A 15,425-nucleotide genomic window follows, 5' to 3' on the forward strand; every position below is an offset into this window, starting at 1 on the left:
CTGTTTCACACGGGGCTCGATGAACTCCCCGACGTGTGAGAGCACCCAATCGTAAATGGCTGGAAATGCTTCCTTGAAACCCAAGCCTCTTCGAGCTATTACATAACTTGCTAAATGATGTGTTGACAAATTATGTAATCGTGAATACTTGTATTTCCCGATGAGGGAGGTATATCCGGCAAAGACTTTTCGGAAGGACACACCGCGCTTTTTGCACTTTCTCTCTAATAATTGTAAGGCGGTGGTCTTCAAATTGCTTACTTTTCGGTTGCGTGTTGTATTATAGGAAAATTCTTGGTCGAATTGTAAGTCCTCGACCACGATGCCTTTGCCTTTATTGATGCAATAATTGACGATCTTATCCATCTTGTAGGAGATATAATCTTTACGTTTGTCTGTCCGATAGCTGTGAAGGTTTCCAAACGAGATGCTATGATAGGAGAGTAAATTGCCGTTGTTATCCACATTGGTTAACGCCACAAAATTGTAGTTGAAATCTAATCCGATGGCACCATGTTCGTAGCCGTAAATTGGTGTGGGTTCTGGGAGGTCATAGGACACATGAGCAAAGTAACGTACTTCCCCTTTAAAGAGCTGTCTTTTTACGGTTACTGTATATTTGTCAGCTTTAAGAATTTCATGAAAGCATTTCTCCTGCACATGATTGACAGATATAGGGATGGTCAGCCATTTGCGTCCCTTTTGCTTGGAAACAGTTCGTATCTTGACGGTTTTATCGGGTAAAACCTTGATGTTCACGTTTTTCAATCTGTATTGTTTCTTTCCGATACACCTGAAGGAAGAATCCCGTCGTATCTTGAACTCTTCTCTACTTATGTTGCCAAGAATTCGGTCTCTAAATAATTTCTTAGTGCCAAACACTACGGGTGTAAGCTGTAAATTGTGCAATTTAGCCATTATGGAAGATCTGCGAGCGTATAAGCCATTTAGCCGTCTGTCGTGTGTATTGTACTCCTTTATTTTGTTGATTTTCTTGTTAATGGTTTTTAGCTGTTTGGTCATGTAGTTCCGTCGTTTTTCCAGCCATGTGTGTTGTGCATCCAGTTTCGCCTTGTTATCAATCAAGATGGTGTTAACATAGGCGTTATTATGACATAGACTCATCAAACACCGCTGGATAGTTTTTACTTCACCAAATCGTTCCGTTATGTGGTCCTCGCCATGAAACAGCAGGTTATACCCAATCCTTTTCACTCGGTTATAGATAGTGAAGATTTCATTTAGGGCGTATTCCTGTTTTTTGTCGGGATAGATACGAAATTTAACAGTTTGGATCATTGTGTTTCTTCCTTAACTTCCCCTACAGTCTTTTTTTGGCGTTATCAGAAAATTATTATACAATATTATATATGTAATTTCTGGTTTATATAGTTTTTGATGTTTATAAAAGCGATAAAATTTCAAACGTTCCTTTATATTATATACATGGTATTTGGGTAATGTTTTTAAACAGTATAGTCTATATAGTTATTCAGGGAATGGAATATGAAACGGTCATTGCTTGAGATCGTAAAAACACTTTTTGACACGCTTGATGAAAATGGATCAAATCCGTTTATTCGCACTAAAGAGATCGTTGAGAAAACAGGAATAAGTCATCGCTCTCTAAAGCCACTGGTCGAATTGATTCAGTTTATTCAAGAACAAAGACCTCTCAAATTTATCCAACAATCGCCAAGGGTAACACTGTATTTCCTTGAGTAAGGAATATTTGTTTAAAAGGAAAATATGCAATCAAAGCTGGTTTTAAAGGCAATCACAACTCGTTATTACCTTAATTCTTTTAAATTACTCTTTATACAGTTACGGCGCTATATAACATCCCTTTCAACGCTGTGCCATAATATTCTGCTCTCATCGGGAATTATAACTGTTACCGTCCAATCCCTTCACATTAAAATAAATTTGCAAAAATAGAAGTAAAAAATCAAGGAAGTTATTAGTCTTTACCGGTGCGCTCGTTAACAAACTTCAAAACAGCATCCCCGAGAAGCTCACCTGTATCAGAAATCATATCCTTTGCGCGCAGAATATCATCTCCGATGCGTAACGCCGGGAGTGCAAAGATGTCTTTCATCAAAGCTTCAACTTTATGGTCTGGATTCTCTTGAATGTTTAATGGGTTATAGGATAGGCCTTTTTCTTCTAAAAATGCTTTTAGTTTTTTACAGTTTGGACACACATTTTCTTCAAAGATTTCTATTTTGGTCATATTATCTCAGCTCGTTAGACTTGTTAAAATTTGGATATTGTGATAAACCATATTTAAACTTGGATATTATGATAAGTAATTTTCCATTTAGACCTGAAAATTTATGTAAAATGTGAACATAAAGCGTAAGACTGCTAATATATAGAGAGTGTATCGCAATGACTGAGTTTTCTGATGAATATATTAAAAAAACATCAAGATCAAGAGAGTTATTCGAAAGAGCAAAGAAGGTAATGCCAGGAGGCGTATGCCACAATATAAGATATTTTCCACCATATCCCCTCTATATCGATGGACAGAAAGGTGCAAAGGGATCCAAGATTTTTGATGTTGATGGCAATGAACTCGTTGATTTTTGGATGGGTCACTATGCTATGATCTTAGGGCACGCTCCTCAACCTATTATCAATGCTCTAAAAGAGCAACTTGAATATGGGACACATTGGGGGATTGTTAATGATCTACAGGTGGAGTTAGCAGAACTGGTTCATAATATTGTTCCATGCGCCGAACTGGTTCGATTTGGTGTATCGGGAACTGAAGCGACAATGTATGCGGTGAGGTTGGCACGAGCGTTTACTAACAGAAAAACAATTATGAAAGTAGATGGAGGCTGGCATGGTGGAAATACGGACCTTTCAGTAGCCATCCATTCCCCATATAATCTGCCAGAATCGGCAGGCCTACTTCCAGAAGCAACAAAGTACACAAAATCTTTACCTTTCAATGATATTGAGTTCGCCTCACAAATTCTTAGAGAAAACAAAGAAGATCTTGCAGCAGTAATTATTGAGCCAGTTGTTGGAGCTGGAGGTGCTATTCCTGCTGAAAAAGAATATCTGAAAGTTTTAAGGGAGTTAACAGAAGAATTTGGTGGAATTTTGATTTTCGATGAGGTGATTACTGGTTTTCGGCTGGCTTTAGGCGGTGCACAAGAATTTTACGGTATTATACCTGATTTGGCAACGCTAGGAAAAATACTCGGTGGCGGCATGCCCATTGGGGCCGTTGTTGGTAGAGAAGATATTCTAGATCTGGCAAATCCACTAAAAGAACGAGAAAAGTGGGAGTCTGTACTGATGGGAGGCGGAACCTTCTCGATAAATCCATTGACTATGCGGACAGGCATTGCCACGTTATCCCTATTACAAAGAGATGAAACCAAGATTTATCCAAAAATCAATGCGATGGGTTTAAAGGCTAGACAAGGCCTTGAAAAGGCGTTACTTGAGCAGAATGTAAAATGCACAGGAGTGGGGTCATTTTTTCAGGTTCACTTCCCATTTCAAGAGGCAGTAACTCTAAAAAGTCCAAAAGATATAGAGACGCTTACTGATACCAAGAAAAGGGATCATGAACTTAAGCTAAGATTACTAAATAAAGGATTCTTTGTGATGCATGGCGGCGGTGCTGTTTCCACGGCACATAAAGAATCAGAAATTAACCAGTTGATTGAGGCTGCGAGTGTCATTGGATCTGAAATGGAATAGATGCGTGGTTACGCAAGGAGAAAAATATTTGGCGAAATCAGGCGTTTCGTACACGCTGTTATAACGACCAAAGTTTTCGCCAGCATGACATGAATATCAATCAATCGGAAAATCTACAGTTTCTTCTACTACGTAATTTTTTAACGATAATGAAGGTTTCTGGCGGCAATAACTTCGGTTCCACTTTTAATGAGTGCTTTAGCAGTATTATTTACAGCGGTATGTCGGTCAAGATAGTTTTGCATAAGATAATCCCAAATACCTTCTTCGGTTATCTGTTCTTTGGTTTTAAAGTAATCAAGGATATCAGAAGGATAGTCTCTTGTTTTCTCTATTTCAATAGGCCCTCCTTCATGTTTAGCACTGATATTTTTTACTTTTTTAGCTAATTCTACTAATTCTGTGGTTCTATCATAAGGCTGTCTAACTATAGATTTCCAAGTTTCAATGATATGATGTTCTAATCTGACGACATCTTCAAAACCAAATTCTTTTCTTATATATGCACTTAACTCTATAGTCGTATTATCAACCGCGTTAGATAAGTTAAAACCAATCAATGGCGAAGTGCCATCCTCTCGAGCAAATAGTTTAGCAGTCATTAGAGTCCATATCACAGAGTAAGGATTGTCGTTTCCCATATAAACAGAGATTTTGAATTCATTATTAATACCAAGTTTGTGAAGGAGGTAGCCTAATAGTACAGTCCCTGGATTAATGTTTAATACTTGTTTTATACCATAATTCGTATAGTAGTAGAGGAATTCATCAACCCACTTTAACGCAAAATCGTTTGGTTGTCCGACTCCTCCAAAATAACCCGTTATTGTTTCAGGTCCACCTAAATGAACATTCACTGGAAGACCATCAGGTCCTGGAGCTGTACCTTTTGTGTCTAAGGTTTCTACGATAGAGCATCCCATAATATCTACAGCGGCTGTCATAGCTAAAAGATCTCCATCTTCCTCTTGCTCCTTCATTTTTCTTACTCTGATAAAACGTCCTGGCATTAGTTCTTGTTTTTCTATCATCTCTTTTGAGCCCTGAATTAGAAAGGGGAAATATTGACATGCTGAGAGTTCTAAAGTTACTGCAAAAGTTTTATCAGCAGTGATCATGTCATAATCATCTCCTAACACTTTACGTTTGTAATCTTCATAACTTATGAACGCGTTAGTATCCCGTCGTTCCATTAACCAGTTTAAATCATTGACATATTCTGGTTTTTTCGTTTCCAGTTTTTGTAAGATATTGTCTAGTTTTCGAGCTTCGGCTGCTTTTTTGTTTATTTCTTCCACTCCACCATACTTCTCTATAACTTGGAAAAGGTCATTTATCAAAGGATTATTCTCATCTAGAAGGAATTTTTGAACTGCTTCAAAATTCTGCTGGGAGATTTTTAATTTCTCTCTTAAATTACCCATATAAAATCCTCCAAATATCTGTAATTTCATAATTTACCTCGCACGGAGACCCTCCAACTTCATGGGGGTAGTTGATTTTTAACATCCTTATGTCAACATATAACATAGTGTTTCTAAGATAAAAGTCTGACGGGACTTTGTCGTTCAAAATAACTGCCATTTATTTTTTGTGAAGATTATTATTTTTTTTAACGAATGGAACGACAAGGGCAATTGTTAATGAGATATATGCGATGAAATTCAATATTAATTGCATGCATAATTGCATTAAAAGTGAAGTGAAATCATTCGAAGCCATCTTTGTTCGAATTCCAGCTATACGACTTAATTTCATTAAAAAAAAGAAGTTATTTGAATCGATAGATTATCCACTAATTTTTCCATCTCTCATTTTAACAATTCGGCTTGCATACTTTTTCCAAGTTTCATTGTGGGATACAACGACGATTGTACTGTTTTGTTCTTTGTTAAGTTTTACTAGCAGTTCAAAGAACTCTTCACCAGCTTGGGTATCGAGATTGCCTGTCGGCTCATCTGCGAAGATCACCCTCGGTGAATTAATTAATGCACGTGCAATAGCTGCTCTTTGCTGTTCTCCACCACTGAGCTGATTTGGTTTATGATCCTTTCTGTCAATCAGGTCTACTGCACGTAAAACCTCATAAGCTTTTTCCTCGATTTCCTTGTTTTTAAACTTTGAAGGCCATAATGGGCATGTTATATTTTCAAAAACAGTCATATCTTTGACTAAATTGAACTCTTGGAAGACAAACCCAATTTTTTCCCGTCTCAGCTTCGGAAATTCCTTCTCATCAATTTTGTCTGTGTCCATCCCATCGAATATGACTCGACCTGTACTTGGTTGATCAAGTCCTGCCATAACATTCATCAGTGTAGTTTTTCCACAACCAGATGGACCAACGATTAAAAGGAAATCTCTTTCTCGGACTTCCATATTGATATCTTTGAGTGCAACGACTATTTCTTTACCTCTTTTGTATTCCTTACTTACTTTCTCTACCAAAACCACTGGAACTGACACTATAATCAACTCCTTAATCTATAAGGCTCTAAAAGCTTCCATTGGCCTAATATTCAGTACACGCCAATAAGCTATTAGTACACCAGGTATTTGAAAGATTACAATGATCACGAATGTGAGAATAAGTGTACTTCTGGTTAATATTAAAGTGCTAACGTTCACTAAGAATGAAATGTATTCGTTAATGCCTAAAAGATGAATATCCATTTCTACTAGTAAGATATAACCCACTAAAGCCACCAATAGAATTTCGCTTATTATAAGCATTCTTACATTGTTATTTCCCCATCCAATAGCTTTCAAAACCGCAATATCTCTTTTTCTAAAAGTTGAAATGAGGAATCCATATAGAGTAGAGACGATAGCACTACCTATCAATGTGCTTGTCAGCCTAATTTGTGCTTCAGTTAATTGCCCGCCTAGGCTAAATCCTGTGCCACTTACAGCATTTAGGTTTATGGCTATTAACCATGCTAAGGCAGAATAAACAACAACAAATGATATGAAGCGGATTTTGGATCTAGTCGCTAGTTTCATGCCTTGCCAGAATATATTGACCAATTGTTGTTCCTCCTCAAAGATCTTGTTGTAAACTGTTTCAAATGCAATTAGAGAATTGTATATCTTCTTATGATTAGTTTTGCACCGTGCCTAATATAAGCTGCGGTGAGCATCCTTTCAACAGAAGAGCATTAGTAATTCAAGAGGCTGACAGATCTGATTTTCATAAAAAGATGAATCTTAAATCGCATGCAAACTATTTTTAAGAAAAAGTCGCTAATTTTTCTTTTACCTGTTCTAAGAAAGCTATCAAAGATGAAATTTTATTCATTAATTTTTCCAATTCCTTTTCCTTGTTCATAATAGCAGAGCGTACAGTATCAGGAGAGGGACCGCTTATTATCTTTCTGGATTTGACACTCTCCATTGGATCTATAGCTTGAATGAGTTTATTAAAATCAATATCAAGTTTGTTGTTGATAGTTTCAAGACATATTTTGTCAAATAGGTTTTTGTCTAAATCGGTTAGTTTTTTTCGCCCCATTTCAAGAAGCGCAAGTACGATATTGCTTACTAATCTATGTGTGGTTCTAAAAGGAAGTTGAGTGTGAGAAACTAAGAAATCGGCGAGATCAGTTGCAGTTATAAAACTGTTTACACACATTTCCTTCATTCTATTTTTATTAACGCTCATGCCTTCGATGCATTCAGTCAGCATATTAACAGAAGAATAAGTAATTTCGAATCCATGCCATAGATATTTTGTTAACTCTTGCAGATCTAAATTATAACTTAAGGGAAGCGCTTTTATCATTGAAAGACTTGTCATTAGATCTCCGAAGACGGTTGCTGCTTTTGCTCTTATTAATTCTGGAACGGAAGCATTTTTTTTCTGGGGCATAATGCTGCTTGTTGATGTAAACATGTCAGGCAATTCTAAATAACTAAATTCAGAAGTACTCCAAAGAATCAGTTCTTCTGAGATTTGGCTGAGATATAGCATTACCATTGAATAAATTGAGAGTACCTCAAGTAAAAAATCTCGTGATGCTACTGCGTCAATTGAGTTGTCCATTAACTTGTTAAAGCCAAGTAACTCAGAAATTCTTTCGCGTGAGATGGGGAAAGTAGTTGTGGCTAAGGCCGCAGCGCCCATTGGGCACACATTCACCCTAGGAAAGGCATCTATAAGCCGATCTACGTTCCTAAACAATGCGTTAACATGGGAGAGAAAATGATGCGCTAGCGTTATTGGCTGCGCGTGTTGAAGATGTGTATAGCCTGGCATTAGGGTATCAACGTGCACTTTTGCAAAATTGAGAAGAGTCTTAATAAGGGCAACAAGATTTTTTGCTACAAGAAGTATATCCTCTCGAGTAACTATTCGGAGAGCAGTATTTTGCTGATCATTACGAGATTTCGCTGTATGAATTCTTCCTCCGATATCTTCTCCTATTTTCTCTATAACTCTAGCTTCAACGTTCATATGGGCATCTTCCAGCATTGGATCTAGTTCCATCTCTGGATCTAGCGCATTTAAAGCCTTCAAGATTTGTTTTGATGTCATATCGTCAATAATGTTACATTCAACTAGCATTATGCAGTGTGCTTTGTTGATGTCAATCACAGCATTGACCAGTCTTCTGTCGCTGTCGATAGATGAAGAAAAATCAGCGATATCCTTTGGTTGTTTCCCTAGCCGCTTATGTCGTAGAAGATCTACTGAAGAATCGTCCATGTGAACACCTAATAGTTTGAATGCCTAATGTTCTTTCGCATTATTATTTCTTGCGACTACGGTTGGAAGTCCCCATAGTTGGATGAAATTAACGGCCTTCTTTTGGTCAAAAGTAGACAGTTCTTCATATGTAGCAAGGTCATAGTCATAGAGCGAATTCGGTGACGTCCTTCCAACGACTATTTGATTTCCTTTATAGAGTTTTACTTTTACTGCACCATTTACAAGGGTCTGTGTATTGTTTATAAAAGCCTCTAGGTCATCTTTTAGTGGATCCATCCACAGACCAGTGTATGCAAGTTCAGTCCATTTTTGATCTATTATAGGTTTAAAGTAATTCTCGTGACGAGTGAGTACCATTTTTTCTAAATCAGCATGTGCTTCTAATAGGATCATTGCAGCAGGACATTCATAGATTTCTCTTGATTTGATACCCACAAGCCTGTCTTCAATGTGATCAATACGTCCAACACCATGTTGGCCGCCTATTTCATTTAATTTTGCAATTAATTCAACGCCATTCATTTTCTGATCGTTAAGGGAAACGGGTGCACCTTTTTCAAAACCTATGGTTACATATTCTGGTTCATCTGGGGCTTTGGTTGGATCAGTAGTCAGTTTAAAGATATCCTCTGGAGGCTCCTCCTCTGGATATTCAAGAATTCCACACTCTATAGAGCGTCCAAACATGTTTTCATCAATAGAGTAAACACTGTGGGCGTCCGTTGGAATCCCGTGTTTCTTAGCGTATTCGATTTCGGCTGGGCGATCAAGATCCCATTCGCGTACGGGCGCTATTATTTTGAGTTTAGGATTCAACGCTGTTGTACAGATGTCTATACGAACTTGATCATTACCTTTTCCGGTACATCCATGCGCGACCGCGTCAGCATCTTCTTTTTTTGCAATTTCCACGAGTTTTGTTGATATAAGCGGACGAGAAAGCGCTGCATCTAACGGATATTTCCCTTGGTAGAGTGCATTTGCTCTAATGGCAGGTGTGATATAATTATCAAAGAATTCCTGTTTTCCATTAATTTGATAGTGTTTCTCTACTCCTAAATCATACGCGCGAGACTCAGCCGCTTTGAAATCCTTTGGCTGCCCTACATCAATAATGACCGTTACTACATTTGCCGTATATTTTTCTTGTAGCCATTTCACACAAACAGAGGTATCAAGCCCTCCGCTATAAGCTAAAACTACTTTTTCAACATCTTTCAAGATTCAAACCTCCTTTAGTTGTAATATCATTTCTGTAAAACTTTAAATCTTCCATGAACATGAATAAAACAAGTTCAATACGCGATAGAATTTTTATCTCAGAGAAAAAATATATTACGTCCTCTGAAATGGAAGAAAATATGTAAAAAAAAGTGCCGAAGTTATCTAGTTCGAGTGCGATCTCCTGGGTACCTCATACCCGTCATCTCTGCAGTATTTATAATCTATCTATCGCTTTTTAGCAATGATGATGCTATGCCATTTATAAATATTCACCTATCAAAAACGCGCGCAACAAAGCATAAAAGTAAGTTTCAAAAAAGGTTATCAAAACATAAAGTCTTCAGTTCGAATGTTTATCTAATACTAAACTATAGCATTTCTGCTGACCGTTAATTGATTTCTGGAGCGGGGCGATCAACTTAATTAGGCGGTAAAAGGCTATGTCGCGTGATGAAAAAAATGTAAAGATTATATTTGAATATTCTGGTCATACAACCGAAAAAATCTTGGCTAAATCTGAAGCGAAAGAATTAGAAATTATGGCGGTTTCAGGAGTATTCAAAAGACTTATAAGAGAAGTGTTGCGTGTTACACTCGCAATTTTAGAAAGTAAAGAGGATAAGATCAAGAAAAAAGATTTAGTCAGGGGACGCGGAGGAGACAAATACAGAGCGATAAAATACCTGAAAGCAGAAGCTATAATCGAGGACAATAAAGGAGTAATTACAATACAAGACCTCGTAAAATTAAAAGAATTAAAGGATGAACTTTCCGATCTAGTATAGCGTGTTAAATTTCTTTTAAATCAGGTAAGATGTGGCAAGAATGGTACATCCTTCATAGTAAGAAAACCTGGAGGGGCATCCATCACAGCCTCGATCAAATTCACAACTATTGCAACTGTCGCATCGTCTCCAAATAACCCATTCTGAATCTTAATGTCAATGTCTGGTTCCCCAAAAATCTGTGTTCTATCATATTGTTCTTTTGCATCAATTTCCATTCTGAGCACTAATTTTATTAAGTTTTCTCCATTTTTAGATCCTATTGCGGTCTGAAAAATTCCGGCGACTTCGCCTGGCTCGACTTCGAAATATTCTGTTTTTAATAGTTCTTTGGCGATTACGGGTTCAATTTTCTCATCTATAACTAGGTCCCAGCCAAGTGTATTTGCTATCATTACCAAAGATTCAAGAAGCCCTACATGTCCTAATTTCTTTTCCTCGACTTTCTGCTGAAATTCACCTACCGTAAGCCCAGTACCTATCTTTCTTTGAAGTGGTTCGCGGCGAAGAGATGCGTTCACTATTCTTGTTACTTCAACTCGATTGACATTCTTACATACTGTAGTAAGGAAAACAGGTAACACGTCCATCACGAAGCCCGGGTTTACACCCGTTCCAAGTACAGTGACTCCAAATCGTTTAGCTTCGGCATCAATTTCGTCAGTGATTCGCGCATTAAAACCAATCGGATACGCTAACTCTTCACAAGTTGATATTACATTCATTTTTTCCCGAACACATCGAAGTATTTGTGGTTTAATATCTACTAAACGAGATGTTGTAGAATGTAAAACAATATCCGCATTGCCTTCACATATCGCTCCAATAGGATCTTTAGACACGATTACGCCTAATTTATTGATTCCTAATACCTCACCAACGTCCTTGCCTGCAATATCTTCATCAGTATCAACTGCGCCTGTAAGTCGCTTCTCTTTGCCTCTTTTCAAAAGAAGTTTAACTATTTCTGTCCCAATCGATCCCATTCCATATTGTATAACTCTTATAACCATGAAAAATCCACCCATTCATTATATAGTCATAAGACTTCTATTAATAAATTTGGTACAACATTTATTCCAGATTATGTGATTGCTTATGATTAATTGTTGGAGGGCTTATAATGTCGGTAAGAGCCCATGTTTGGGTGTCTGGAAGAGTTCATGGAGTGTTCTTTCGGGCAACTACTCGTCGAGTTGCAAAAAGATTTGGACTAACAGGCTGGGTAAAAAACCTTCGTGATGGACGAGTTGAAGCTATCTTTGAAGGCCCACGAGAAAAAGTGGACGAAATGATCAAATTTTGTCACGAAGGACCTCCAACTGCAATTATAAAGAACGTTGAGGTTAAATGGGAGGATCCTACCGGAACGTTTGATGATTTTGATATAGCGTTCTAAATCGTATTAAAATACGAGGTGGACGTCTCATATGACTGAAGATGATCCTTATGTCATCGTTTAGTTCAAAAGTAATTGAAGATCCTTCTTTGCGAAATAAAACTCGCATATTCAAGGATCGAGAACATGCTGGTCAATTGCTTGCAGATAAACTTGAAAGTTTCACTACTAAAGATACTGTGTTGTTAGCAATACCTGCAGGTGGTGTCCCAGTTGGTTTTGTCATCGCGAAAGCATTTCAAATCCCTTTGAATCTGATTATCTTACGAAAAATCAAAATTCCTTGGAATCCTGAAGCTGGTTTTGGGAGTGTCGCACCCGATGGTACTGTTTTTCTAAATGAGCCCTTGGTTAAACGGCTAGGATTAACAAAGGATGAAATTGAACGTTCTGCTGCTGAGACTCTCAATGAGATCAAAAGAAGACAACAACAATTTGGAGTTGAATTTCCGAACGTTAAAGATAAAACTGTTGTCCTTGTAGATGATGGCTTAGCTTCTGGCTTTACTATGATCGCAGCAATTAATTTCGTAAAAAAGTATTCTTCAATGGTTATTGTCGCAGTCCCAACTGCACCCTTAGGAACGGTCCAGCGTGTTGCCCCACTTGTGGATAAACTTGTATGCTTGAATGTCCGTGAATCTTGGGTTTTTGCGGTCGCAGATGCATATCAAAAATGGTATGATCTTAATGATGACGAAGTTAAGGGATATCTCACCAAAGCTGCTAAAAATATCTCATCAAAAATAGAAAAAAAGAGGGAGTTTACGCCTTAGCGGAAATGATCTCTAACAGTCCATAGATAAATCACAATAATTACTGGAATTATTATTCCAAAGATAGGACTGAAATCACCATAAGCAACCGCTGATCCGATTCCCGACACAATTGAAATGATATTCAGTATTACGATGATCCACCACGCCCACATTTTGAGGTTCCACAGTGCAAAGGTCACAAGAAATGATACTATACCTATGACAAGAAACACCGCTCCGACAACTGCTAAAAGTGGGATAAAGAGTCCGCCTAAAACCATTATGGCGCCGAGTGCAATTAACGCAATAGCTCCGATCCATGAAAGGATACAAATGATCGTTACTCCTAGAGGTCTATCTGCCATTTTCCTCACACCTGTTTTTGAAAATTTTCTGATAATTATAACTTTTTACCTACCATTATAAAAAGTCTTCAGTATAGGATGAAATCTGTCTTCTAGCTTGTGATTAAACACATCTTAATCACTTAGGAAATAGTCATTATGTCCGTTAATGGCCAGTAAACCACGATACCTGATGAAAACTACTCTTTCAGATATTTTAAAATAAATTATAAAAAAAAGGAGAGCTAAAAGTTGATTTCATCTGAAGTGATCTTTGACAGTCCAGAGATATAGCACGATGATTACCGGAATAATAATACCGATAATAGGACCTGCAGAACCTTGAGATACTGCTGAGCCAATGCCTAGCACAATCTGGATAACATTTAAAATTATGACAAGCCACCATGCCCACATTTTAAGTTGCCAAAGCGCAAAGGTTACAAAGAATAATAATATGCCAATGATGAGTATTGTTAAACTCAGTACTAACCCAAGTCCTGAACTAATCGCAATACTTGCAATAGCACCAATGGCGCCTAATCCGATAAGTATTATAGCTCCAATCCATGAAAGGATACAAAGAATTGTTACGCCTAATGGTCTGTCCGCCATTTTCCTTCCTCGCACATTTTTAATTTTGATATTATAGTATTCATTCTACAAAAGGCTTTGTATAAAAATTTCAAAGGTATTATGCTGTTCTACTTCTAACTCTCCTTTTTATCAACGGTTGGTGTAAATAGATCCTCACTTAGATTTTTCAAAACACTTAACTTACAAGGGTTTTTAGTAAACCTGAAAAGTTATATAAAATCTGGAAGCCGTTTTACTCTAAGAAACCACTTATATCAAGAAAGGTGAGAAATTGAGTTCAATTACTTGTCCTGAGTGCGGCTCCGCAAATACCCCTGATTCAGTATTTTGTGCGGCAGGTGGCGCGTCATTAGCAACTGCAACCCCACCCCCGCCACCACCAGCAGAGACTACCTATCAGCCACCCCCGCCAACCGTTTCTCCTGTAGAACGACCAACTGGAGTTACAATTCTAGGAGTACTAGCTGTAATTGCAGCTATTCTTCAGATAATTTCAGGTTTAATATTGGCGGCTTTAACTGACAATGGAGGCTTCATTGTACTTTTCTTGATCATTGGCATCTTTTATTTCATCACAGGTTGGGGACTTTTGAATTTGAAAAAATGGAGCTGGTATATTGCTCTGATCTTGTCGCTAATCGGTCTTATAGGCTTCCCTATAGGCACCATCATAAGTATAATCGTGCTTTGGTACCTCTTCAAAACCAAAACCTATTTCGGCTTATAGCAGCATAAGATCTCTATCAGCATCCCCCTACTCTTTTTTTATGGCTTAGCTTGAGAAACCATGTCCTTAATATACCCGCAAGCAGTAGTTATCTAATACTGGATTGATTTGGAGAGGGAAGGTCAATGAGTACAATATATTGCCCACAATGTGGAGCTCCAAACACGATTGATAGTGCATTCTGTGCATCTTGTGGTGCTTCTCTTGCAATTTCAACAGAAACTACGCCTTCACCTACAACAACAGCACCTCCACCTCCGCCACCGCCAACAACTGTAACTCCTCCTATACAAACAACATACGAACAACCGGAACTTTTACCCGATGGAGAGCCCTACTTAGTCAATAAAACTCCTAGATATCACAAACGTTGGGAGGAAAAACGATTTAATGAACTACTAGCTCTGTGGGAGGAAAAAGTTGCCGAAGCAGAGAAAAATGCAGTTAAAGGTACTGGTTTACCTCTAGCTTTGATCATCATCGGGATTATAGCGCTTGGAGGATTCGTTGGCATTATTATCCTAATAGCTGGTGTATGGATGTATTCTAAAAGAAACGATGCAAAGAAAAACCTAACAAAATATCGCGGAGTTCTCTTTTATCTGAGAGATTATGTCAGCAAGTATGGGAGCGCCAGCACAAATCTCTAGTATAATCAGCCTATGATGCCAAGAACCGGAATTCCATTCTTCCGGAGCTTATTTTTTTTTCTAGTTGTTTCTAACATGAAAAATCATACTTCATTAGTTTATCAACCCAATAAAGTGTTTTACCAGGAATTTATGCTCTAGAAAAGAATTTTACTTTCGTTTAGGGGATCTGCGGAGGATTTTACTAGATGCTTTATAAGGTAGGCAAAGTTTTATGTACCCCGATGTCAGTAACAATATTAGTACCAATACGGTGGTACTAGACCAAATTCCTTCAAAAATTTATGAAGGAAGATTACAGAAATATTCCTAGAGGTATGTTCACTATGAGTGAAACAACTTATTGTTCTAAATGCGGAGCGATGAACACAACTGATAGCAATTTTTGCAGTTCCTGTGGCGCTACGCTTGCCCCGCCAAAAGAAGTTATACCCCCACCCCCCGCAACAACTGCTCCACCTCCGCCACCCCCACCTCAAACGACATCAGCCCCACCGGCCTATCAAACTC

18 protein-coding genes are annotated in these 15,425 nt (G+C 37.9%); 8 read left to right on the plus strand and 10 right to left on the minus strand.

Going from position 1 to position 15,425, the window contains the following annotated elements; genetic code table 11:
* The coding region (locus QVB70_RS05670) for a hypothetical protein (RefSeq protein WP_287584260.1) at nt 1–1,299 on the minus strand (1,299 nt) is incomplete at its 3' end.
* A 207-nt stretch (nt 1,300–1,506) separates the two neighbouring features.
* Between QVB70_RS05670 and QVB70_RS05675 the strand changes: the two genes are divergently transcribed.
* A complete protein-coding gene (locus QVB70_RS05675) occupies nt 1,507–1,725 on the plus strand; it encodes a hypothetical protein (RefSeq protein WP_287584276.1) in 219 nt (72 codons plus the stop codon).
* 235 nt (nt 1,726–1,960) lie between these two features.
* Here QVB70_RS05675 and QVB70_RS05680 read toward each other — a convergent pair whose 3' ends face one another.
* Nucleotides 1,961–2,233 (minus strand): glutaredoxin domain-containing protein, encoded by a 273-nt coding sequence (locus QVB70_RS05680; protein ID WP_287584278.1) that lies wholly within the window; start codon nt 2,231–2,233, stop codon nt 1,961–1,963.
* 158 nt (nt 2,234–2,391) lie between these two features.
* On the opposite strand from QVB70_RS05680, the gene QVB70_RS05685 reads away from it, so the two are divergent.
* Nucleotides 2,392–3,723 (plus strand): aspartate aminotransferase family protein, encoded by a 1,332-nt coding sequence (locus QVB70_RS05685; protein ID WP_287584281.1) that lies wholly within the window; start codon nt 2,392–2,394, stop codon nt 3,721–3,723.
* A 140-nt stretch (nt 3,724–3,863) separates the two neighbouring features.
* Here QVB70_RS05685 and QVB70_RS05690 read toward each other — a convergent pair whose 3' ends face one another.
* The 5 genes from QVB70_RS05690 to QVB70_RS05710 all read right to left on the minus strand — a co-directional run bounded on the left by QVB70_RS05690 (nt 3,864) and on the right by QVB70_RS05710 (nt 9,652).
* Nucleotides 3,864–5,147 (minus strand): hypothetical protein, encoded by a 1,284-nt coding sequence (locus QVB70_RS05690; RefSeq protein WP_287584283.1) that lies wholly within the window; start codon nt 5,145–5,147, stop codon nt 3,864–3,866.
* Nucleotides 5,148–5,511: 364 nt separating this feature from the next.
* Nucleotides 5,512–6,189, minus strand: coding sequence for an ABC transporter ATP-binding protein (locus tag QVB70_RS05695; RefSeq protein WP_287584285.1), 678 nt, complete (start codon nt 6,187–6,189; stop codon nt 5,512–5,514).
* 18 nt (nt 6,190–6,207) lie between these two features.
* Nucleotides 6,208–6,750 carry a hypothetical protein gene (locus QVB70_RS05700; RefSeq protein WP_287584287.1) on the minus strand — a complete coding sequence of 181 codons (543 nt, stop codon included), beginning with the start codon at nt 6,748–6,750 and terminating at the stop codon, nt 6,208–6,210.
* 202 nt (nt 6,751–6,952) lie between these two features.
* Nucleotides 6,953–8,428, minus strand: a complete 1,476-nt coding sequence (gene argH, locus QVB70_RS05705; protein WP_287584288.1) for an argininosuccinate lyase — start codon at nt 8,426–8,428, stop codon at nt 6,953–6,955.
* Nucleotides 8,429–8,452: 24 nt separating this feature from the next.
* Nucleotides 8,453–9,652, minus strand: coding sequence for an argininosuccinate synthase (locus QVB70_RS05710; RefSeq protein WP_287584289.1), 1,200 nt, complete (start codon nt 9,650–9,652; stop codon nt 8,453–8,455).
* A 443-nt stretch (nt 9,653–10,095) separates the two neighbouring features.
* On the opposite strand from QVB70_RS05710, the gene QVB70_RS05715 reads away from it, so the two are divergent.
* Nucleotides 10,096–10,440 (plus strand): hypothetical protein, encoded by a 345-nt coding sequence (locus QVB70_RS05715; protein ID WP_287584290.1) that lies wholly within the window; start codon nt 10,096–10,098, stop codon nt 10,438–10,440.
* Between the two features lie 20 nt (nt 10,441–10,460).
* On the opposite strand, the gene QVB70_RS05720 is transcribed toward QVB70_RS05715, so the two are convergent.
* Complete coding sequence (locus QVB70_RS05720) at nt 10,461–11,453, minus strand: hypothetical protein (RefSeq protein WP_287584292.1); 993 nt, start codon at nt 11,451–11,453, stop codon at nt 10,461–10,463.
* Between the two features lie 110 nt (nt 11,454–11,563).
* Between QVB70_RS05720 and QVB70_RS05725 the strand changes: the two genes are divergently transcribed.
* Entirely contained in the window at nt 11,564–11,839 is a 276-nt protein-coding gene (locus tag QVB70_RS05725) for an acylphosphatase (protein ID WP_287584294.1), read from the plus strand.
* 50 nt (nt 11,840–11,889) lie between these two features.
* A complete protein-coding gene (locus QVB70_RS05730) occupies nt 11,890–12,615 on the plus strand; it encodes a phosphoribosyltransferase (RefSeq protein ID WP_287584298.1) in 726 nt (241 codons plus the stop codon).
* Here the strand turns inward: QVB70_RS05730 and QVB70_RS05735 are convergent.
* Together QVB70_RS05735 and QVB70_RS05740 are read right to left on the minus strand one after the other, a co-directional pair.
* Nucleotides 12,612–12,962: a hypothetical protein gene (locus QVB70_RS05735; RefSeq protein ID WP_287584300.1), complete on the minus strand. Its 351-nt coding sequence runs from the start codon at nt 12,960–12,962 to the stop codon at nt 12,612–12,614. The genes QVB70_RS05730 and QVB70_RS05735 overlap by 4 nt on opposite strands.
* Nucleotides 12,963–13,199: 237 nt before the next feature.
* Nucleotides 13,200–13,556 (minus strand): hypothetical protein, encoded by a 357-nt coding sequence (locus QVB70_RS05740; protein ID WP_287584301.1) that lies wholly within the window; start codon nt 13,554–13,556, stop codon nt 13,200–13,202.
* 253 nt (nt 13,557–13,809) lie between these two features.
* Between QVB70_RS05740 and QVB70_RS05745 the strand changes: the two genes are divergently transcribed.
* The 3 genes from QVB70_RS05745 to QVB70_RS05755 all read left to right on the plus strand — a co-directional run.
* Nucleotides 13,810–14,265, plus strand: coding sequence for a zinc ribbon domain-containing protein (locus QVB70_RS05745; RefSeq protein WP_287584303.1), 456 nt, complete (start codon nt 13,810–13,812; stop codon nt 14,263–14,265).
* A gap of 125 nt (nt 14,266–14,390) precedes the next feature.
* The gene (locus tag QVB70_RS05750; RefSeq protein ID WP_287584305.1) at nt 14,391–14,915 is read left to right on the plus strand and encodes a zinc ribbon domain-containing protein; all 525 of its coding nucleotides are present in this window, start codon (nt 14,391–14,393) and stop codon (nt 14,913–14,915) included.
* A 326-nt stretch (nt 14,916–15,241) separates the two neighbouring features.
* Nucleotides 15,242–15,425, plus strand: a 184-nt coding sequence (locus tag QVB70_RS05755) for a zinc-ribbon domain-containing protein (RefSeq protein WP_287584307.1), incomplete at its 3' end; no start/stop codon positions are given.

The organism is Candidatus Borrarchaeum sp. (assembly GCF_019058535.1).
In the GTDB taxonomy this organism is placed as follows: Archaea; Asgardarchaeota; Sifarchaeia; order Borrarchaeales; family Borrarchaeaceae; genus Borrarchaeum; species Borrarchaeum weybense.